The sequence below is a fragment of the Kitasatospora sp. NBC_00240 genome (genome assembly GCF_026342405.1).
In the GTDB taxonomy this organism is placed as follows: Bacteria; Actinomycetota; Actinomycetes; order Streptomycetales; family Streptomycetaceae; genus Kitasatospora.
Map to the genome: position 1 here is coordinate 7,370,913 of NZ_JAPEMU010000001.1, position 19,599 is coordinate 7,390,511.

16 protein-coding genes are annotated in these 19,599 nt (G+C 73.5%); 10 read left to right on the plus strand and 6 right to left on the minus strand.

Going from position 1 to position 19,599, the window contains the following annotated elements:
* The first annotated feature begins 40 nt into the window (after window positions 1-40).
* Entirely contained in the window at window positions 41-694 is a 654-nt protein-coding gene (locus OG689_RS31555; protein ID WP_266324248.1) for a LysE family translocator, read from the plus strand.
* Between the two features lie 73 nt (window positions 695-767).
* Here the strand turns inward: OG689_RS31555 and OG689_RS31560 are convergent, their stop codons facing one another.
* Window positions 768-2,279: a carbohydrate binding domain-containing protein gene (locus OG689_RS31560; RefSeq protein WP_266324249.1), complete on the minus strand. Its 1,512-nt coding sequence runs from the start codon at window positions 2,277-2,279 to the stop codon at window positions 768-770.
* A 444-nt stretch (window positions 2,280-2,723) separates the two neighbouring features.
* On the opposite strand from OG689_RS31560, the gene OG689_RS31565 reads away from it, so the two are divergent.
* From OG689_RS31565 to OG689_RS31590, 6 genes are all read left to right on the plus strand, one after another.
* Window positions 2,724-4,394 carry a BBE domain-containing protein gene (locus OG689_RS31565; RefSeq protein WP_266324250.1) on the plus strand — a complete coding sequence of 557 codons (1,671 nt, stop codon included), beginning with the start codon at window positions 2,724-2,726 and terminating at the stop codon, window positions 4,392-4,394.
* A gap of 217 nt (window positions 4,395-4,611) precedes the next feature.
* On the plus strand, window positions 4,612-5,640 hold the full coding sequence (locus OG689_RS31570) for a sigma-70 family RNA polymerase sigma factor (RefSeq protein ID WP_266324251.1): 1,029 nt from the start codon (window positions 4,612-4,614) through the stop codon (window positions 5,638-5,640).
* A gap of 32 nt (window positions 5,641-5,672) precedes the next feature.
* Window positions 5,673-6,530: an NAD(P)H-binding protein gene (locus tag OG689_RS31575; protein WP_266324252.1), complete on the plus strand. Its 858-nt coding sequence runs from the start codon at window positions 5,673-5,675 to the stop codon at window positions 6,528-6,530.
* Between the two features lie 151 nt (window positions 6,531-6,681).
* Window positions 6,682-7,347 (plus strand): NAD(P)H-binding protein, encoded by a 666-nt coding sequence (locus tag OG689_RS31580; protein ID WP_266324253.1) that lies wholly within the window; start codon window positions 6,682-6,684, stop codon window positions 7,345-7,347.
* Between the two features lie 610 nt (window positions 7,348-7,957).
* Window positions 7,958-10,282 carry a glycosyl hydrolase family 18 protein gene (locus OG689_RS31585; RefSeq protein ID WP_266324254.1) on the plus strand — a complete coding sequence of 775 codons (2,325 nt, stop codon included), beginning with the start codon at window positions 7,958-7,960 and terminating at the stop codon, window positions 10,280-10,282.
* Window positions 10,283-10,470: 188 nt separating this feature from the next.
* Window positions 10,471-11,427: an aldo/keto reductase gene (locus OG689_RS31590; protein ID WP_266324255.1), complete on the plus strand. Its 957-nt coding sequence runs from the start codon at window positions 10,471-10,473 to the stop codon at window positions 11,425-11,427.
* 53 nt (window positions 11,428-11,480) lie between these two features.
* Here OG689_RS31590 and OG689_RS31595 read toward each other — a convergent pair whose 3' ends face one another.
* The 5 genes from OG689_RS31595 to OG689_RS31615 all read right to left on the minus strand — a co-directional run bounded on the left by OG689_RS31595 (window position 11,481) and on the right by OG689_RS31615 (window position 16,742).
* The gene (locus tag OG689_RS31595; RefSeq protein ID WP_266324256.1) at window positions 11,481-12,221 is read right to left on the minus strand and encodes a methyltransferase domain-containing protein; all 741 of its coding nucleotides are present in this window, start codon (window positions 12,219-12,221) and stop codon (window positions 11,481-11,483) included.
* 106 nt (window positions 12,222-12,327) lie between these two features.
* Window positions 12,328-12,930 carry a GNAT family N-acetyltransferase gene (locus tag OG689_RS31600; RefSeq protein ID WP_266324257.1) on the minus strand — a complete coding sequence of 201 codons (603 nt, stop codon included), beginning with the start codon at window positions 12,928-12,930 and terminating at the stop codon, window positions 12,328-12,330.
* A 52-nt stretch (window positions 12,931-12,982) separates the two neighbouring features.
* Window positions 12,983-13,657: a nitroreductase family protein gene (locus OG689_RS31605; protein WP_266324258.1), complete on the minus strand. Its 675-nt coding sequence runs from the start codon at window positions 13,655-13,657 to the stop codon at window positions 12,983-12,985.
* Window positions 13,658-13,716: 59 nt separating this feature from the next.
* The gene (locus OG689_RS31610) at window positions 13,717-15,354 is read right to left on the minus strand and encodes an ABC-F family ATP-binding cassette domain-containing protein (protein WP_266324259.1); all 1,638 of its coding nucleotides are present in this window, start codon (window positions 15,352-15,354) and stop codon (window positions 13,717-13,719) included.
* A 143-nt stretch (window positions 15,355-15,497) separates the two neighbouring features.
* Window positions 15,498-16,742 (minus strand): hypothetical protein, encoded by a 1,245-nt coding sequence (locus OG689_RS31615; protein WP_266324260.1) that lies wholly within the window; start codon window positions 16,740-16,742, stop codon window positions 15,498-15,500.
* 496 nt (window positions 16,743-17,238) lie between these two features.
* Here OG689_RS31615 and OG689_RS31620 point away from each other — a divergent pair, with 496 nt between their 5' ends.
* The 3 genes from OG689_RS31620 (at window position 17,239) to OG689_RS31630 (ending at window position 19,530) form a co-directional block, all read left to right on the plus strand.
* The gene (locus tag OG689_RS31620; protein ID WP_266324261.1) at window positions 17,239-18,849 is read left to right on the plus strand and encodes an ATP-binding cassette domain-containing protein; all 1,611 of its coding nucleotides are present in this window, start codon (window positions 17,239-17,241) and stop codon (window positions 18,847-18,849) included.
* 82 nt (window positions 18,850-18,931) lie between these two features.
* The gene (locus tag OG689_RS31625) at window positions 18,932-19,159 is read left to right on the plus strand and encodes a hypothetical protein (RefSeq protein ID WP_073925799.1); all 228 of its coding nucleotides are present in this window, start codon (window positions 18,932-18,934) and stop codon (window positions 19,157-19,159) included.
* A complete protein-coding gene (locus tag OG689_RS31630) occupies window positions 19,159-19,530 on the plus strand; it encodes a toxin Doc (RefSeq protein ID WP_266327570.1) in 372 nt (123 codons plus the stop codon). Before OG689_RS31625 ends, OG689_RS31630 begins: the two co-directional genes overlap by 1 nt.
* Window positions 19,531-19,599: the final 69 nt, after the last annotated feature.

The following is a 19,599-nucleotide window of genomic DNA, read 5'->3' on the forward strand; positions in this document are numbered from 1 at the left end:
GGCTCGGCGGCTGGCGGCGGGCGTGGGGGAGGCAGGCGTGATGGTGGTCGGAGCAGGGGCGATAGCGGGGATCGCGGTGGTGGCGTTCGGGATGGTGCTCACGCCGGGGCCGAACATGATCTACCTGGTGTCCCGTTCGGTGGCGCAGGGCCGCCGAGCCGGGCTGATCTCGCTGGCCGGCGTCGGGGTGGGCTTCCTGACCTACCTGTTCGCGGCCACCGCCGGCATCGCCGCGGTGTTCGCGCTCGTCCCCGAGATCTATCTGACGATCAAGCTGGCCGGCGCGGCCTACCTGCTCCGGCTGGCTTGGAAGGCCGTCCGGCCCGGCGGGGACTCGGCGTTCACCCCGCGTGAGCTGAAGGCCGACCCGCCCGCCCGGCTGTTCGCGATGGGGCTGCTGACCTGCCTGCTGAACCCGAAGATCGCGATCCTGTACGTGTCGCTGCTGCCGCAGTTCGTCGAGCCGCAGCGCGGTCACATTGGCGTGCAGAGCCTGCTGCTGGGTCTCACCCAGATCGTGGTCGGCCTGACGATGAACGGTGTCTTCGTGCTGACGGCCGGCTCGGTGTCGGTCTTCTTCGCCCGCCGCCCGCTCTGGACCAGGGTGCACCGCTATCTGATGGGCACCGCGCTGGCGGCCTTCGCCGTCCGGATCGCCGCCGACCGCTCGCGGGCCGTGGTCGCCGCGCCCTGACCGCCGGCCGGGTGCCGGGGGCCGGGCCACGGGGATCCCTCCCGTGGCCCGGCCCCCGGTCCGGAGCGGCAGGTCAGCCGGTGTACTGCGCGAAGATCTTCGAGAACTCGTACGGCTGCTGGGCGATGTTGGTGCACTTGTAGAGCGCGCCGGTGCAGGCGTTGGCGTCCCGGGTCGCGTCCCAGAAGGCCAGCATGCCCAGGTGGTGCAGCTTGGCGAAGGAGACCAACTGCTGGGCGTCCGCCTGGTTGTAGATCTGGTGGTCGTCGTTCTCGCCGATCATCGGGGTGACGCCGACGGCGGACCACAGCTGGGCGTCGCTCTTGGCCGGGTAGAGCGCCTTGAGCTGGTTGTAGGTGCCCTGGGCGGCCTGGACCGCGGCGTCCCCGTAGTCGGAGCCGGCGCGGTAGTAGTCCATCGCCATCACATTCACCAGGTTGACGTCGACCCCGGCGTCACGGGCCGAGCGGACGATGGCGACGCCCTCGGCGGTCAGCCCCTCCGGCAGGACGGGCAGCGTGAAGGAGACCTTCAGGCCCGGGTTGGCCTTCTGCAGCTTGGCCAGGGCGGCCGAGCGCCGGTCGTTGGAGGCGGTGTCGGCGATCGCCGCGCCCTCGATGTCGAAGTCGACGTACTTGAGGCCGTAGGCCTTGACGACGGCGTCGTACTCGGCGAACAGCGCGTCCACCGAGCCGCAGGCGGCGGCGAGTTCGGTGCCGCTGGCGCCGCCGAAGGACACCTTGACGTCACCGCCCTTGGCCCGCAGGGCGTCGATCTGGTCCTTGCCCCAGCCCGTCCGCGGGTCGTAGGCGTTGAACCAACTGGCCTTGCAGCCCACGCTGGTGACGAAACCCATGGTGAACGACTTGAGGTTGCCGGCGGTGGCCATCGCGGGCAGCGAGGGGGTCGGCCAGGCGCCCATGTCCACGTACGGCGCAGCCGGCACCGGGACGTTCGGGACGGGGACGGTCGGCGAGGAGGTGGCCGTGGGCGTGGCGGTCGCGGTGGGCGAGGCGCTGGTCGGCGCGGGGCTGGTCGGCGGCGTGGTCGGGGTGCCGCCGGGGCCGCTGAGCGCCACGTCGTCGGCGCTGTAGGCGCCCTGCCCGTACCAGCCGTGCAAGTAGACGGTGACGCTGGTGGTGGCCGCGCCGGTGGTGAAACTGGTGGACAGCTGCTGCCAGTTGGCGCCGCCCGGGGTCCAGGTGGCCGGGTCGGTGACACCGCTGCCGGTGGCGCCGAGGTAGACGTAGTTGCCCTGGACCCACGCGCTCAGCGTGTACTTGGTGTTGGGCTTCACGGCGACGCTCTGGCCGCACTGGGCGGTGTCGCTGCTGCTCGCGGCCCCCTTGAGGGCGTACGAGCCGGTGTGGGCCGGGCTGCCGACGACCGAGCCGGTGCCGGCCGAGCAGCTCCAGGCGCCCAGCGAGCCGCTCTCGAAGCCGGGGTTGGCGAGCAGGTTGGTGTCGGCCGCGCTGGCGTTGACGGCGACGGTGACCAGGGTGCCGGCGGCGAGCGCCGAGGCGGCGGTGAGGGCAAGGAGCTTGGCGCGCCGGGGCGTTGTCCGGCGGTGGTGCGCGCGGGCCATGGGGGGAGCCTTCCGGGACGGGGCTCGCCGTTGCCGGGCGCTGGTGGGGGTGCGCCGGGCGGCGGGTCGGGGGTGGTTCCGAGTGGGGGTGTGCGCGGTGCTAGCCATCAAAGTGGACTAGACCAACTGTGCACGTCAAGAACCTTGGCGGGGCTTAGGTCCGGTTTAAGGTTCGGCCCGGGTCCGTCCGGGCGGCGGCGTGCGCCTCGTCGCGGACCCGGCCGGGGGCGGGGCCGGCCCGGTACCCGCCGTACCCGGGGCGGGCCTCGCCCCACCCCCTCGGAGTGTCGGATCTCCGGGGCTGCCGGGGTGCCGTGCTAGCTTCAATTCGATTTCCCATGACCATGTTTGAACATTCGTCAGCGAATTGCTCCCGCTTTCCTCGGTGAATCCGATCATTTCGTGTGGTTTTCGCAGAACTGCAGGGCGAAGGAGATCCGGCACATGAGCCAAGACATTTCCCGACGAGGACTCCTGGGCACGGCCGGGGCGGTGGCCGCCGGAGCCTCGCTCGGAGTGTTCGCCACCGGCGCCCGGGCGGACTCCGCCGTCCCCGCGCCGGGCGGGCCGGCCGACCCGGGCGCGCAGCTGCGGGTGCTCCCCGGCGACGGGCGCTACCAGGCCCTCAGCCAGGGCTTCAACCAGCGGTGGACCAGCGAGCCGCGCTACATCCAGCTGATCACCGCCGACGCCGAGGCGGTCGCCACCGTGAACGGCGCCCTGCGGCAGGGCCTGCGCCCCACCGTCCGCAGCGGCGGTCACTGCTACGAGGACTTCGTCGAGAACACCGGCGGCGCCATCCTCGACCTCAGCCTGCGCAAGGGCGTCGGCCGGGGCCGGGACAAGTACGGCCGGACCGCCTACTGCGTGGAGGCCGGCGCCAGCCTCTGGGACGTCTACACCGAGCTCTTCCGCAAGTACGACGTGGCGATCCCGGGCGGATCCTGCTACTCGGTCGGAGCCGGCGGCCACATCTGCGGGGGAGGCTACGGCGTCCTCAACCGGCGCGACGGGCTCACCGTCGACCACCTCGTCCAGGTCGACGTGGTCACCGTGAAGGACGGCCGGGCCGAGATCACCAGCGCCCACCGCGACGACCCCGAAGGCTCCGACACCGCCCACCTGTTCTGGGCGCACACCGGCGGCGGCGGAGGGAACTTCGGCGTGGTGCTGCGCTACTGGTTCACCGAGCAGCTGCCGACCCCGCCGCCGCGGGTCTGGCTCAGCAGCATCGCCTGGCCCTGGGCCGACCTGCTGAAGAACCCGGACGACTTCCCCCGGCTGCTCGCCAACTACGGCGAGTTCTTCGCCGCGCACAGCAGCCCGGACGAGCAGGTCTACCAGGACCTCTTCAGCATTCTGAAGCTCACCCACAAGACCAACGGCAACATCGCGCTGTTCACCGAGTGGGTCCGCGACGACGTCGGCCCGCTGGACGACTTCCTGCGGGCGATGCAGGCCGGTCTGACCACCGAGGCCACCGTCCAGACGACCGGCGCGGGCGGCCTCTTCCTGCCGCTGCCGGAGAAGCGCCGGCAGATGCCCTGGATGGAGGCGACCATGACGCTGAACGGGTCGGGCGCCAACCAGCGCGGCAAGTACAAGTCGGCCTACCACCGCAAGCCGTTCTCGGCCGGCAACGTCACCGGCATCTGGAACTGGCTGACCCGCGACGACCCCGGCGTCGACCTGACCCAGACCCTGGTCCAGATCGACTCCTACGGCTGCCGGACGAACGCCGTCGACCCCTGCGCCACCGCCGTCCCGCAGCGGGACTCCTTCATGAAGCTGCAGTACCAGACGTACTGGACCAGCCCCGCCCAGGACCAGGCCCACCTGGACTTCCTCAGCGGCTTCTACCGGGAGGTCTACGCCGAGACCGGCGGCGTCCCCGAGATCAGCGACGCCGGCCACGACCTCGGCACCGACGGCGCGTACGTCAACTACCCGGACGTCGACCTCGGCACCACCGCCGACCCGGCCCCGCTCTACCCACGGCTGTACTACAAGCAGAACTACCCGCGGCTGCAGCTGGCGAAGAGCATCTGGGACCGGGAGAACGTCTTCCACCACAAGCAGTCCGTCACCGCCGCGGGCAGCACCCCGGGCGGCTGACGGCCGGGCCCGCCCCGGATCGCGCGCCCGGGGCCCGCGAGAGCCCCGGTACGGCCCCAGGCCGCCCGGGGCCTTCGGCGTGTCCGGACCGTGCCGCGTCCGCTCGCCGGGCGGGCGGCTGCCCCTGCGGTGAGACCTGCGTCACAGCCACCGGCCCCGATGTCACATTCCCGGCGCGGAGGGGCTCACAGATGACGACCGCGAAGGAGGCCCCACCATGACCGACGTCCCGCCGCCCGGCAGCCCCCGGGAGGACAGCGAGCAGCACACCCCGCCGGTACCGGGGGAAGGCGCGCCCGAGGACGCGTACGGCGTCGCGGTGGACGCCACCGAGGTCTTCGTCGGGCACCGGGAGCTGCTGTTCTCGATCGTCTACAACATGCTCGGCAGCGTCGCCGACACCGAGGACGTGCTCCAGGAGGCCTGGCTGGCCTGGTCGGCGCGGGCCGGGGCCGCCGGGACGGCCGAGGCCGGCCCGATCGAGCACCCCCGGGCCTACCTGGTCCGGATCGCGGTCAACAAGGCGCTGGCCCGGCAGGCCGTGATCAGCCGCCGCCGGGAGACCTACGTCGGCCCCTGGCTGCCGGAACCGCTGCCCACCACCCTCGCCGACGGCCCGCGGGCGCCCGAGGACGGCGGCGAGGCGGTGGACCGGGCCGAATCGGTGTCGATGGCCCTGCTGGTGGTGCTGGAAACCCTCACCCCGCTGGAGCGCGCCGTCTTCGTCCTGCACGAGGTCTTCGGCTACGCCCACACCGAGACCGCGGAGATCCTCGGCCGCCGCCCCTCGGCGGTCCGCCAGCTCGCCCACCGCGCCCGCGAGCACGTCCAGGCCCGCCGCCCCCGCTACCAGGCCGACCCCCGGCTGCGGCAGCAGGTGACCGAGCGCTTCGCGGCGGCGGTGTACGACGGGGACCTCCAGGCGCTGCTGCGGTTGCTGGCCCCGGACGTCACGCTCTGGGCGGACGGCGGCGGCAAGGCCGTGGCGGCCGGGCTGCGGCCGCTGCACGGCCGGGACCGGGTCGCCCGCCTGCTGACCACCCGGGGGCCGGACCTGGCACCCCGGCTGGACATCCGCTTCCAGCAGGTCAACGGCGGCCCCTCGGCGGTTCTGCTGATCGCCGGCTCGCCCTTCGCCGTCCTGGTGCTGGACCTCGACCCGGACGGCGAGACGGTCCGCGGCATCTACTTCGTGACCAACCCCGACAAGCTCTCCCGGCTGGACCCGGCCGCCGATCAGGCCTGACCGCACCAGCCGGCCGTTCGAAAGGAAAGACGATGATCCTGATAACCGGTGCCACCGGCTCCGTCGGACACCCGCTGACCGCCGCCCTGCACGCGCGCGGCGCGGCGGTCCGCGCCGTCACCCGCGACCCGGCCACGGCCCACCTCCCCGCCGGCGTCGAGACCGTCGGCGGCGACCCGTCCCGGCCGGCCTCGATCGCCCCCGCCCTGGACGGCGTCACGGCCCTCTTCCTGCACCCGCGCGCCGTCGGGGACGCCGCCGCCGAACTCGTCGCGCTGGCCCGCGACCGCGGCGTCCGGCGGGTGGTCGCGCTGTCCGCACTGAACGTAGACGACCCGCTGGACCAGCAGCCCTCCCGCTTCCGAGGGGACCGCAACAAGGAGGCCGAGGAGGCCGCCGCCACCAGCGGGCTGGAGTGGACCAGCCTGCGGGCGAGCTCCTTCGCCGGCAACGCGCTGACCGCCTGGGGCGCCCAGATCCGGGCCGGCGACGTGGTCCGCTACGTCCACCCGGACTTCCAGGAGTCGCCGGCCGACGAGCGGGACCTGGCCGAGGTGGCGGCCCGCGCGCTGCTCACCGACGAGTACGCCGGCCGGCGGCTGGCACTGCCGGGACCGCAGTCGCTCTCCCACCAGCAGATGCTGGCCGTCCTCGGCGAGGTGCTCGGCCGGCCGCTGCGGATGGCGGAGGTCCCGCCCGAGGCCGCCGTCCAAGGGATGCTCCGGCAGGGCCTGCCCGAGCCGTTCGTCCGTGCCCTGATGGCCCGGTACGCCGCCCATCTGCGGCAGCCCCAGCACCCCGGCACCGACCAGCTGGGCGCCCTCCTCGGCCGCCCGGCCCGCACCTTCGCCGACTGGGCCACCGACCACGCGGACGCCTTCCGCGCCTGAGCGCCGCGCGCCTGAACGAGCGCGTGGCTCGGCGAATGCGCCCCTGGGCGAACCCCTGGGCGTGCCGTACGCCCGCCGGGCCTTGCGCGTCCGAAGCACTCCTGAGCCCTCCCCGAACACCGAGCACCTCCCTGAAAAGAGGCAGATCGACATGAAGATCGTCATCCTCGCGGCCACCGGCGGCATCGGCCGCGAACTCCTCGACCAGGCCTTCGCCGCAGGCCACGAGGTCATCGCGGTGGTCCGCGATCCCGACCGGCTGTCCCGGCCGGTGCGGGCCGTGCGGGCCGACCTGTCGGCCGCCGATCCAGGTGTGCTGGAGAGCGCGGTGGCCGGGGCGGACGCCGTCCTCTCCGGCCTCGGCGCTCGGTCGAGCGCCGAGGCCGGGGTGGCCTGGCGCGGCACCCGGGCGATCAGCTCGGCGATGACGGCGACCGGCGTTCGCCGGATCGTCGTGGTCAGCGCCGCACCGATCGGCACCGTGGCCTCGCCGGGCCGTCCGAACCCGCCGCGCCGCGACCCGGGGGACGGGTTCCTGATGAGCCGACTCGGCACCCCGATCGTCCGGGCGGCGCTGCGCAAGCACTACGCCGATCTGGCCCGGATGGAGGACGTGCTGCGTGCCGGCGCCCTGGACTGGACGGTGGTGCGCCCGCCCCGGTTGACCGACAAGCCGCTGACCGCCGACTACCGGACGGCCTTCGACCGGAACATCCGCGGCGGGGCCTTCGCCTCCCGGGCCGACGTCGCCCATCTGATGCTGCGCGTCCTCGGCGAGCCGGAGAGCGTCGGGCACACCGTCGGCATCGCCAACTGACCCGGGAGTCGGGTGATTTCGGCTCGCAGCGAAGCCCGCTCCAGCAGCAGAACGAGTATTCGGAGGTTCCCGCACTCCTGGCTGCCCCGCCTGGGCGCCCTGAAGGGCAGGGGCCCGGCGCTACGGGGTGGAGCGAAATTCTCGATGACCGAGCGTCACCCCGGGCGGGCCGGCCCGCCCGGGGCCACCGGTCGAACCGACGCAATACCGGGCACCCTGTTGACGGAGTGTCAACAGAGTCCCGCCCGCGTGCCGACCTGTCCTCCGGGATCGCCCTTGACGCCAGGATTGGTCCAGTCCAATCTTTGGGTGCGGTGCCGCCGAGTCCCGCTCCGCCGAAGTCGGTGGAGCGCCCGCCTCGGACGGTCCCGCACGCCCGCACCGCACCCGCACCACCGATCCACCGCAGCACCGCACCACCGCACCATCGCAAGCCCCGCGTCGTCGCAGGGCCGCCCGGCGCCTCCACCCGAGGCGCCGCCGTACCGCGACGTCGCTCCGCGCGGGCCCCGCCTCACCGGGAGCCCGTCGCACCTCCATGCCCGGGCTCCCCGCCGATCCATCCCGGGTCGCTGCACCGCCGGAAACCCCACTGTCCGGAGGACTGTCCATGCTCGACCGAGCCATGCCCGAACGCGCGTCCGCGCACCGGGCCCACCCGAGTCGCAGAGCCGGAGCACTGGCCCTGGCGGCCGTGCTCACCACCGGAGGCGCGGCCCTCGCCACGACCTTCGGCTCCGCCTCGGCCGCCACCGTGAACCTGCTGGCCAACCCGGGGCTGGAGACCGGCACCCTCAGCGGCTGGAGCTGCTCCAACGGGTCCGTGGTCACCACCCCCGTGCACAGCGGCTCGTACGCGCTGAACGGCGGCGCCTCGGCGTCCGACACCGGGCAGTGCCAGCAGACGGTGGCCGTCCAGCCGAACACCGCGTACACCCTGTCGGCCTGGGTCCAGGGCAGCTACGTCTACCTCGGCGCGACCGGTACGGGTGTCAACTCCACCGTCTGGGCGCCCTCGTCCGCCGCCTGGAGCCAGCTCTCCACCACCTTCACCACCGGGGCGAGCACCACCTCGGTGACCGTCTTCACGCACGGCTGGTACGGCCAGGGCGCCTACAAGGCGGACGATCTGAGCCTCGCCGGCCCGGGCGGCTCGACCGCGAGCCCGAGCGCCTCGGCCAGCGCGAGCGCGTCCGCCGGTCCGTCCGCCAGCGCCTCCCCGTCGAGCAGCGCGAGCCCGTCGACCACTGCCAGCCCGACCGCCACCACCACCGGCACGGCGACGGCCACCGCGACCACCACCAGCGGGCCGACCGGTGACGGCAAGGTGACCACTCCGACCGGGGTGACCGTCGGCAAGGTGACCCACAACGCGATCGTGCTCAGCTGGAACGCGTCCACCGACAACTCGCAGAACGGCGACACCCCGGCGTACAAGGTCTGGGCCAACGGCCAGGTCGTGGCGACCTCGATGGGCACCCAGGTGGCGATCACCTCGCTGCTGCCCAACACCTCCTACACGTACACCGTGCAGGGGTACGACGCGAGCGGGCACGCCTCCGGCCAGTCCGCGCCGGTCTCCACCACCACGGCGGCCGCCCCCGCCGCGAAGCCGGTCAAGTCGGCCTACTTCGACCAGTGGGGCATCTACGAGAACGCCTACTTCCCGAAGAACGTCGCCAGCAGCGGCGCGGCGGGCAAACTCGACGTCATCACCTACGCGTTCGGCAACGTCCACCCCACCTCGCACACCTGCTTCGAGGCGGTCAAGGCCTCCGACGCGGCGCACGAGGACAACCCCGACGCCGGTGACGGCGCCGGCGACGCGTACGCCGACTACCAGGCCACCTTCGCCGCGGCCGACAGCGTGGACGGCACCGCCGACAGCTGGGAGCAGCCCATCAAGGGCAACTTCAACCAGCTCCGCCAGCTCAAGGCGAAGTACCCCGACCTGCGGCTGACCATGTCGCTGGGCGGCTGGACCTACTCGAAGTACTTCTCGGACGCGGCCGCCACGGACGCCTCCCGCAAGGCCTTCGTCTCCTCCTGCGTCGACATGTTCCTCAAGGGCAACCTGCCGAAGAACATCGCCGGGGACGCCTCCGGCGGCGTCGCCTCGGCGGCCGGCCTCTTCGACGGCATCGACATCGACTGGGAGTACCCCGGCTCGCCCGGCGGCCACACCGGCAACCACTACTCGGCCGCCGACAAGGCCAACTTCACCCTGCTGCTGAAGGAGTTCCGCACCCAGCTGGACGCCTACGGCGCCACCGTGGGCAAGAAGTTCCTGCTCACCGCGGCCCTGCCGAGCGGTCAGGACAAGATCGGCTGGATCGAGACCGACAAGATCGGCGCCTACCTCGACTACGCCGACATCATGACGTACGACATGCACGGCGCCTGGGACGCCACCGGCCCCACCAACCACCAGGACCCGCTGCACGACAGCCCCGCCGACCCGACCACACCGATCACCCCGGGCACCCGCAAGTACAACGTGGACACCACGCTCACCGCGTACACCGCCGGCCTGCCCGAGTACGGCATCACGGGCGGCTTCCCGGCGGCCAAGATCGTGCTGGGCATCCCGTTCTACTGGCGCGGCTGGACGGGCGTGCCGGCCGGCGCCAACTTCGGCCTCTACCAGAGCGCGACCGGCCCGACGGCGGCCAAGCCGCTGAGCGCGGAGTCCGGTCTCGCCGCCTGGAAGGAGCTCACCCCGACGGCGGCCAACACCCACTGGGACGCCACCACGGAGAGCTCGTGGATCTACGACGGCACCAACTTCTGGACGGGTGACACCCCGCAGGCGATCCAGGCCCGCGCGGCCTACGCCAGGAACAAGGGCCTGGGCGGCATGTTCGCCTTCGCCCTGGAGAACGACGACGCGTCCGGCACGCTGCTGAACGCGATCGCGAGCGGCCTCGGCCAGTAGTCCCGGCGGCACCTCCGGCAGTACCCCTGGCAGCACCCCCGGCACCGGGGGTGCTGCCAGGGGCCGGTCCCGGGCACGGGTCGGCGGCGTAGGCCCGCCGCGCCGGGCCGATCATGCTTGCCTTCGAGTGCACTCGAAGGTGCAGGCTGTCCCCGTACACCGGTCCCGTACCTGAAGGAGTATCAGTCATGCGTAGCAGCACACTCGGGGCCGGCGGTCCCGAGGTCGGCGTGGTGGGTCTCGGCTGCATGGGCATGACCTGGGCCTACGACCCCAGCGGGCGCGACGATGCCACCTCCACCGGGGTGATCCGCGCCGCCCTCGATCTCGGGGTCACCCTGATCGACACGGCCGACGTCTACGGGCCTTACAGCAACGAGGAGCTGGTCGGCGCCGCGCTGGGCGGCGGGTACCGCGAGCGGGCCGTGCTGGCCACCAAGGTGGGCCTGGTGGTGAGCGACGGCGAGCGGCCGGTGGTCAACAACGGCCGCCCCGACCACATCCGCCGTTCGATCGACGAGAGCCTGCGCCGGCTGGGCACCGACCACGTCGACCTCTACCAGCTGCACCGGGTGGACCCGGAGGTGCCGATCGAGGAGAGCTGGGGCGCCCTGGCGGAGGTCGTGGCGGCCGGCAAGGCCCGACAGATCGGCCTGTCCGAGGTGAGCGTCGAGCAGATCGAGCGGGCGCGGGCCGTCCACCCGGTCGCCTCCGTGCAGTCCGAACTCTCGCTCTGGACACGGGACGCGCTCGCCGAGGTACTGCCCTACACCGAGGCGCACGGCATCGCGTTCCTGCCCTTCTCACCGCTCGGCCGGGGGTTCCTGGCGGGCCGCTTCAGCTCCTCGGACGACCTGCCGGCCGACGACTTCCGCCGGGCGCTGCCGCGCTTCCAGCGGGAGGCGCTGGCGGCCAACCAGGCGATCGTGGCGGGGGTCGGGAGGATCGCCGACCGGCGCGGCGCCACGCCGGCCCAGGTCGCGCTCGCCTGGGTGCTGGCCCAGGGCCGGCTGGTGCTGCCGATCCCGGGCACCAAGACGCCCAAGTACCTGGCGGACAACGCGGCTTCGGCCGATCTGCTGCTCACCGCCGGGGACCTCGCCGAACTGGACGGGCTGCCCGCACCCACCGGCACGCGGTACTGAGCACCCGGCCGCCCGGGCCCCGGTGACTTCGCCGGACCCGGGCGGCTCCCGGCTCAGGACAGTACGAGCAGGTCCATCCAGCTGGTGGCGGGGTGCCCCGGCGCTGCCGCGGCGGTGGCCCGCAGTCGGGCCATGCCGCGCTCGAACTCCTCGTCGGTGAGGCCGCGCAGCTTGGAGTCGGCGTCCCGGCGGATCCGGGCGGTGAAGGCGTCCAGGTCGGCGGCGCTCTCCTGGGGGACGGCGCGCAGGGCGGTCCGGGTGAACCCGGCGGTGGCGAAGGCCGCGCAGACCTGCTCGACGGTCGGGTACCCCTCGATCAGCCGCTCGGTCTCGGGGAAGAACCGCACCCGCAGGTCCCGGTCGGCGCGGCCGGGGAAGATGTTGCGGATCAGCACCGGGGCCCCGGGCTTCAGGGCCCGCCGCAGCTCCGCGGCGGCGGCCGCCAGGTCGGGCAGGTGGTGAACGACGGAGCCCAGCCAGGCGGCGTCCGCGCAGCCGTCCGGCACCGGGAGGGCGTCGGCGCGGCCGTCGAGGACGGTGATGCCGTCGGTCCGGGGGATCATCGCGCGCATGGCCTCGGCCGGGTCGACGGCGAGCACCCGGACGCCGAACCAGTCGTGGAAGGCGGCGGCGAAGGCGCCCGTCCCGGCTCCGACGTCCAGCACCGTGCCGCCGGGGGCGAGGGCGGCCTCGTCGGCGATCGCCGCGCGCCAGGCGTCCAGCCCGGCCCGGGGGACCTCGCGGGCGATCCGGTAGTCCTCGGCGGTCTGTCTGTCGTAGGCGATCCCGGCCATGGGTCCTCGGTCTCTCGATGGTTTCTCGACGGGGTGGGGGCGGTCCTGCAGCTGTGCCCGGCCGCGGCCGGCGGCCGGGGCAGGGGCCGGTCGGGGCAAGGTCCGGTCAGGACGTGGCGCGGGCCTGGATCCAGATCATCTTGCGGCCGGTCTCGCCGGGCGCGGTGACCGGGGCGGCGTCGGTCCGGTCCAGCCGGTAGCCGAGTCTGCGCGGGACGGCGGCGCTGCGGGTGTTGGCCTCGTCGCAGTGGATCTCCGCGCGGGTGATGCCGGGCAGGGCGAGCGCGGCAGCGGTCAGGGCCCGGGCGGCGGCGGTGGCCAGGCCCCGGCCGCCGTGTCCGGCGTCCGTCCAGTAGCCGATCTCCAGGACGCCCGGACCGATCCGGCCGTGCAGGCCGAACGCGCCCACCACGGCGGTGGGCTCGGTGTCGGGGGTGAGCACGTACAGGAAGTCGGTGCCGGCCTGCCAGGCGGTGTCGCCGGCCCGGACCATCGCCAGGGTGGCCTCCGGGGCGGGGGCGTGGTCGGCCCAGGGCATCCACGGGTGCAGGTGGTCGAGGTTGGCCCGCACCAGCGCGTTGAGCGCCGGTGCGTGGGCGTCCGTGCGACGGTGCAGGGAGTATCCGTCGGCGACGGTCAGCAGCTCGGGCGGTCGGGCGGTAGTGGTCTGAACCAAGGTCTGGACCACTGTCTGGGGCGTTCGGCTCATGGCCGCGAGTATCCCGCTCCACCCGGGCCGCCGACCAGCGGATTTCCCGGGGTCAGAGGCGGACCAGGATCTCGTCCAGCTCCTTGCGGTGCAGGTCCGGGACGCGCGCCCCCGCCGCCGGGTAGCCGACCGGGATCACGTACGCGGCCCGCTCCTCGGCGGGGCGCTCGCAGACCTCGCCCAGGAACTTCATCGGGCTCGGGGTGTGGGTCAGGGTCGCCAGCCCGGCCTGGTGCAGGCAGGCCAGCAGCAGGCCGACCGAGATGCCCACCGACTCCTTGGTGTAGTACGGGCGCGGGCTCCGCGGCCCCTTGTGCACCTCGAAGACCACGATCACGGCGGGGGCGTCCTCCAGGAACGGCTTCTGCCAGTCGGTGCCGATCGGCGCCAGCGCGGCCAGCCACTCGGCCGAGGCCCGGTGGGTGTAGAACTCGCGCTCCTCCGCCTCGGCGGCCTCCCGCAGCCGCCGCTTGCGCTCCGGATCGGTGATCACCACGAACCGCCACGGCTGGACGTGCGCGCCGCTGGGCGCGGTGGACGCCGTCCGGACCGCCCACTCCAGCACGCCGTCCGGGATCGGCCGGGTCGAGTAGTCGCGGACGGTCCGGCGCCGGGCCATCACGTCGTGGAAGGACCTGCTGCGTGCCTCGGCCTCGTGGGCGGGCACGGTCATGGGGCGGTGCGGGACGCTCGGGTAGGACGTCCCGGCCGCATCGATGTCAACCATGGTGGCCAGCACAGCACATGACGGCCCGTCGGCGGAAGGGCGCGGACGCCCCCGCCCGGTCAGCTCTCGTGGACCAGACCACCGCTGACTTCGAGCCGCCGGTTGACGGTCACCGCCTCCAGCATCCGCCGGTCGTGGGTGACCAGCAGCAGCGTCCCGGTGTAGGAGGAGAGGGCCGACTCCAGCTGCTCGATCGCGGGCAGGTCCAGGTGGTTGGTCGGCTCGTCCAGCACCAGCAGGTTCACGCCCCGGGCCTGCAGCAGGGCCAGTGCGGCCCTGGTCCGCTCGCCGGGGGAGAGGGTCGCCGCCGGGCGGGTCACATGGAACGCCTTCAGCCCGAACTTGGCGAGCAGGGTGCGGACCTCCTCCGGGGTGAGCTCCGGCACCGCGGCCTCGAAGGCCGCCGAGAGCGGCTCGCCGCCGAGGAACAGCCCGCGCGCCTGGTCGACCTCGCCGACCACCACGCCGGAGCCCAGCGAGGCGCTGCCGCCGTCCAGTTCGAGCCGGCCGAGCAGGGCGGCCAGCAGGGTCGACTTGCCGGCGCCGTTCGCGCCGGTGATGGCGACCCGGTCGGCCCAGTCGATCTGCAGGTCCACCGGGCCGAAGCCGAAGTCGCCGCGCTTCACGGTGGCCCCGCGCAGGGTGGCGACCACCGAACCGGAGCGCGGCGCGGCGGCGATCTCCATCCGCAGCTCCCACTCCTTCCGGGGCTCCTCCACCACGTCCAGCCGCTCGATCATCCGCTGGGTCTGCCGAGCCTTGGCGGCCTGCTTCTCGGTGGACTCCGACCGCATGTTGCGGCCGATCTTGTCGTTGTCGCTGGACTTGCGGCGCGCGTTGCGCACGCCGTTCTCCATCCAGCCGCGCTGCATCCGGGCCCGCGACTCCAGGCCGGCCTTGGTGTCGGCGTACTCCTCGTAGTCCTCGCGGGCGTGCCGGCGGGCCACCGCCCGCTCCTCCAGGTAGGCGTCGTAGCCGCCGCCGTAGAGGTTGACCTGCTGCTGGGCGAGGTCCAGCTCCAGCACCCGGGTGACGGTGCGGGCCAGGAACTCACGGTCGTGGCTGATCACCACGGTGCCCGCGCGCAGGCCCTTGACGAAGGCCTCCAGCCGGTCCAGGCCGTCCAGGTCCAGGTCGTTGGTGGGCTCGTCGAGCAGGAACAGGTCGTAGCGGGAGAGCAGCAGCGAGGCCAGTCCGGCGCGGGCGGCCTGGCCGCCGGAGAGTGCCGTCATCGGCAGGTCCAGGCCGACCTTCAGCCCGAGCGAGTCGGCGACCTCCTCGGCCCGCTCCTCCAGGTCCGCGCCGCCGAGGTCCAGCCAGCGGTCCAGGCTCACCGCGTACGCGTCGTCGGCCCCGGCACGCCCCTCCACCAGGCCCTCGGTCGCCGCGTCCAGCGCCGCCTGCGCGGCCGCCACGCCCGTCCGGCGGGCCAGGAAGTCCCGGACCGACTCGCCCGCGCGCCGCTCCGGCTCCTGCGGGAGGTGCCCGACGTTGGCGGACGGCGGGCTGAGCCTGAGCGAGCCGCCCTCCGGCGTGTCCAGCCCGGCCATCAACCGCAGCAACGTCGACTTGCCGGCGCCGTTGGCCCCGACCAGCCCGATCACGTCGCCCGGGGCGACGACCAGGTCCAGGCCGGAGAAGAGGGTGCGGTCGCCGTGGCCGGCGCTGAGGTCTTTGACTACGAGAGTGGCGCTCATGATGCCCCGATCCTATCGGGGGCGCCGCCCTGCTCCCCGGGCCCGGACCGGGCGGTGGCCGGCGGTGACGCAGCGCGACGGCCCCGGGCCGCCGTGCGGGGCCCGGGGCCGTCGTGGGTGCTGCGGGTGTCAGCTCGCCGGCGTCACTTCTTCGACATGAAGTCCAGCGCGTGCGCGGCCACGTCGTCCAGGTAGGGGCCGGCCTGCCAGCCGCCCTCGTCGTTGCCGATCGAGGTGTTGCTGACCAGGGCGGGCTTGCCGTCCTTGGTGCTGAACCAGCCGCCACCGCTGCTGCCGCCGGTGTTGCTGCAGCCGACGGTGAGCAGCGGCGGACGGCTCGCGTCCTTGGAGAGCCGGACCGGCTTGCCGCCGGCGCAGGTCTCCAGCTCGAAGCCGTCGTACGGGTCGGCCGCGGGGTAGCCGTAGGTGTTGATGCTCAGCTGGTCGCGCGGGGCGTTGAACCAGACCGGGACGGAGCCGCCGACGGTCTCCTCCAGCGACTTGCCGCCCGCCTTGGGGTTGGCCACCTTGATGATCGAGAAGTCGTAGTGGATCGACCCGTTGAGCGCGCCCTCGGGCTCCGCCTCGCCCGCCCACTGCGGGGAGACGATGGCGCCGACCGTGCCCCACTCGCCGTACGGCTCGGCCTGCTCGATGGCGCCCTTCTTGCCGCCGCTGAGGGCCGCGGTGCTGTTGAAGGCCGGGGCGAACATGATGTTCTCGTGGTACCCGGCGCCCTTGCCCTCGTGGGTGCAGTGGCCGGCCGTCCACACCAGGTTGCTCTTGCCCGGGTGCGCCGGGTCGGAGATCACGGTGCCGGAGCAGACGTAGTCCTTGCCGCCGGACTGGAAGAAGATCTTGCCGTTGACGTGGAACGGCTTGGCGAACGGGTGCGCGACGGGCTTCGCCTCGATCCGGGCGGGCCGCGGGTCGTTGCCGCCGTCGGCGGGCTTGGCGCTGGGCTTCGCGCTGGGCTGGCCGCTCGGCTGCCCGGTCGGCTTGGCGCTCGGGACCGGCGCGTCCGGTGCCTGCGTCGGCGGCTTGGCGTCGAGCATCCGCTGGATGTTCCAGTAGCCCGCGATGGCCGGCTTGACCACGTTCTGCTGGGCCCACTTGTCCCAGTCCTCGAACTTCCAGCTCTTCAGCTCGTCGAGGGTCGGCAGGTGCAGCGCGGCGGCGGCCCCGGCCCCGCCCGGGGTGCCGGCGGCGGACGCGGGCGGCGGTCCGTCCGGAACGGGCTCGCTGTTCTCCGGGCCGCAGGCGGCGGCCGCCAGCAGGGTCAGCGCGGCGACGGACGTGGTGAGCGCGGCGCGGGCGGTGCGGGCGCCACGGCCGGTGCGGGCGCTCTTCGCATGCTGGTCGCGGGCAGCACGAAATACAGGTGACACGAGATCATTTCCCCCTTGGACTCCCCGAACGGCCTCAGGCCGCCGGTACAGCAGCAGGGAGTCTCCCACGTCGCGTTCCGGCCACCGACAGGCACCCCCCGGTTCGTCCACCCGGTCCGGTGGCCGGTGACGCGAACGATCCGCGCCGACGCGGGGCAGCCCGGGGACGGCCTTCGGCGGGCGCCTGCCGGAAATCCGGTTGCGGGTCGACGGAAGCCTCTCGTACCGTGGAACGCGTTGCCCCCGCCGGAACAGGAGAAGGCCGTTGCTCTACTGAGGTCCTGAGACACCGCCCCCGCGCCCTCGAAGAGCGCGGCGCGCGAGCGTGCGACCCCAGTGGTGAGCCGGCCCCGTAGGCCCAGGCAGCTCCGTCGACCCGGCCCGGCCGGCCGTCGCGGCATCCCCGTCGTACCCCGCCGCACCATGTCGTGCCCGCGGTGTCTCCCCGTGTTGCTACCTCCACCACCACCCCCAGCAACCAACCGGGAGGCCGACCATGGCTCAACCGACCACCACCTCCGTCCTCTGCACCGGCCTCGGCTTCGAATGGCCCGACGGCGCCACCGCGTTCGACGGCTTCCAGCTCGCCGTCGGCCCCGGCCGGACCGGCCTGATCGGCCTCAACGGGGCAGGCAAGTCCACCCTGCTGCGGCTGATCGCCGGCGAGCTCGCCCCGAGCGCCGGCAGCGTCCGCGTCAACGGTGAACTCGGCTACCTCCCACAGGGGTTGACCCTGGACACCACTCTCAGGGTGGACGAGGCACTCGGCATCCGGGCCGCCCGCGAGGCGCTGCACGCCATCGAGTCCGGCGACACCGACGAGCGGCACTACGACGCCGTCGGCCAGGACTGGGACGTCGAGGAGCGCGCCCGCGCCACCCTGGACCGGCTCGGCCTGGACCGGCTCGGTCTGGACCGCACCACCGGTGAACTCTCCGGCGGCGAGGCGGTGCTGCTGCGGCTGGCCGCCCTGCTGCTGCGCCGCCCCGACGTGCTGCTGCTGGACGAGCCCACCAACAATCTCGACCTGGCAGCCCGCCGTCGCCTGTACGAGACGGTCGCGAGCTGGGGCGGGGTGATGGTGGTCGTCAGCCACGACCGCGAACTCCTCCAGCACGTCGACCAGATCGCCGACCTGCGGGACGGCGCGGTCACCTGGTACGGCGGCAACCTCGCCGAGTACGAGCGGACGGTCGCCGCCCAGCAGGAGACCGCCGAGCGGCTGCTCCGGACGGCCGAGGCCGACGTCCAGCGGCAGAAGCGGGACCTGGCCGAGGCCAGGATCCGACTGGACCGCAGTGCCAGCTATGGCAAGAAGCGCGCGGTCACCCGCAACGACCCGAAGATCTTCGCCGGCACCTTCAAGAGCCGGGCCCAGGAGACCGCCGGCCGCCTCCAGGGCATGCACACCGACCGCCTGGACGAGGCCCGGCAGCGGCTCACCGCCGCCGAGGAGGCGGTCCGCGACGACGCCGAGATCCGGGTCGACCTGCCACGCACCTCGGTGCCGGCCGGCCGGACGGTGCTCAGCCTCGCCAAGGTCCGGCTGCCGTACGGCGTGACGGCCGACCTGGAGCTGCGCGGCGCCGAGCGGATCGCCCTGGTCGGGCGCAACGGCTCCGGCAAGACCACCCTTCTGCGCACGATCGCGGGCGAACTCGCCCCGCTGGAAGGAGAGATCACCACCCCCGTACCGCTGCGCCACCTCCCGCAGCGGCTCGATCTGCTGGACGACTCGCTGAGCGTCGCCGACAACGTCAAGGCCTTCGCCCCGGCGGCCGGCGACAACGCGATCAGGGCCCGGCTGGCCCGGTTCCTGTTCCGCGGCGGGCGCGCCGAGCAGCTCGCGGGCACCCTGTCCGGCGGAGAGCGGTTCCGGGCGACCCTGGCCGCCCTGCTGCTCGCCGACCCGGCCCCGCAACTGCTGCTGCTGGACGAGCCGACCAACAACCTGGACCTCGCCAGCGTCCGCCAGCTCACCCAGGCGCTGGCCGCCTACCGGGGCGCGCTGGTCGTGGCGAGCCACGACCTGCCCTTCCTGCGGGAGATCGGTGTCACCCGCTGGCTGGAACTGGACGGTGCGCTGCGGCCGACCGGTCCGAGGTGACGGGCCGGCGCGGCCGCGGGCCGGCCCGGTTCCCGCTCCGGCGGGGTACCGCGGCCGGTACCCCGCCGGTACCATCGGCGCCATGCCGGCCCTGAACATCGAGTACACGGAGCACGAACTCGCGGCCATCCGTGAGGCGGCGGCCGCCGACGGCAAGAGCGTGAAGGCGTACGTCCACGACCTGAGCGTGCGCGAGCAGCAGCGGCGGACCTTCGTCGACCACGCGGTGGCGTTCTGGAACGAGCACGTCGAGGAGTTCGACGCGGCCTTCCCCGAGGACGCGCCCCCGGCGAGGCCCGCCGCGGCGTGATGATCCTGCACGTCGACATCCGCTGGCTGCTCGACGTCCAGGAGCAGGCCTCGCCCGAGGATCTCAGCGTGCGCGACTACTCGGCGCTGCAGGCGGCGGTGGCCCGGCACCGGGTCAACACCGCGCAGCTCGGGCACACCGCGGACCCGGCCTGGTGCGCGGCGACGCTGATGCACACCATCGTGCTGCTGCGGCCGCTGCCGGTGCGCAACAACCTGTACGCCTGCATGGCGACGGCCGCGTACATGCACGCGGCCGCGGAGGGCATCGACCCGCCGTACGGCGCCCTGGTGGAGCTGGCCCGGGACGTGGCGGCGGGTACGGCCGACGTGTTCGCGGCGGCCGGCCGGATCCGCGCCTGGCGGATCTGAGCACGCCCGGGCCGCCGGGGCCCGGTGACGCCATGCGAGGCATCGCGGGCCGCCCCGCGGCGCGTCAGA

Excerpts from the sequence above, each read along its gene's own strand:
- OG689_RS31555 (WP_266324248.1), top strand. The coding sequence starts at position 41 with ATGGTGGTCGGAGCAGGGGCGATAGCGGGGATCGCGGTGGTGGCGTTC.
- OG689_RS31560 (WP_266324249.1), bottom strand. The coding sequence starts at position 2,279 with ATGGCCCGCGCGCACCACCGCCGGACAACGCCCCGGCGCGCCAAGCTC.
- OG689_RS31565 (WP_266324250.1), top strand. The coding sequence starts at position 2,724 with ATGAGCCAAGACATTTCCCGACGAGGACTCCTGGGCACGGCCGGGGCG.
- OG689_RS31570 (WP_266324251.1), top strand. The coding sequence starts at position 4,612 with ATGACCGACGTCCCGCCGCCCGGCAGCCCCCGGGAGGACAGCGAGCAG.
- OG689_RS31575 (WP_266324252.1), top strand. The coding sequence starts at position 5,673 with ATGATCCTGATAACCGGTGCCACCGGCTCCGTCGGACACCCGCTGACC.
- OG689_RS31580 (WP_266324253.1), top strand. The coding sequence starts at position 6,682 with ATGAAGATCGTCATCCTCGCGGCCACCGGCGGCATCGGCCGCGAACTC.
- OG689_RS31585 (WP_266324254.1), top strand. The coding sequence starts at position 7,958 with ATGCTCGACCGAGCCATGCCCGAACGCGCGTCCGCGCACCGGGCCCAC.
- OG689_RS31590 (WP_266324255.1), top strand. The coding sequence starts at position 10,471 with ATGCGTAGCAGCACACTCGGGGCCGGCGGTCCCGAGGTCGGCGTGGTG.
- OG689_RS31595 (WP_266324256.1), bottom strand. The coding sequence starts at position 12,221 with ATGGCCGGGATCGCCTACGACAGACAGACCGCCGAGGACTACCGGATC.
- OG689_RS31600 (WP_266324257.1), bottom strand. The coding sequence starts at position 12,930 with ATGAGCCGAACGCCCCAGACAGTGGTCCAGACCTTGGTTCAGACCACT.
- OG689_RS31605 (WP_266324258.1), bottom strand. The coding sequence starts at position 13,657 with ATGGTTGACATCGATGCGGCCGGGACGTCCTACCCGAGCGTCCCGCAC.
- OG689_RS31610 (WP_266324259.1), bottom strand. The coding sequence starts at position 15,354 with ATGAGCGCCACTCTCGTAGTCAAAGACCTCAGCGCCGGCCACGGCGAC.
- OG689_RS31620 (WP_266324261.1), top strand. The coding sequence starts at position 17,239 with ATGGCTCAACCGACCACCACCTCCGTCCTCTGCACCGGCCTCGGCTTC.
- OG689_RS31625 (WP_073925799.1), top strand. The coding sequence starts at position 18,932 with ATGCCGGCCCTGAACATCGAGTACACGGAGCACGAACTCGCGGCCATC.
- OG689_RS31630 (WP_266327570.1), top strand. The coding sequence starts at position 19,159 with ATGATCCTGCACGTCGACATCCGCTGGCTGCTCGACGTCCAGGAGCAG.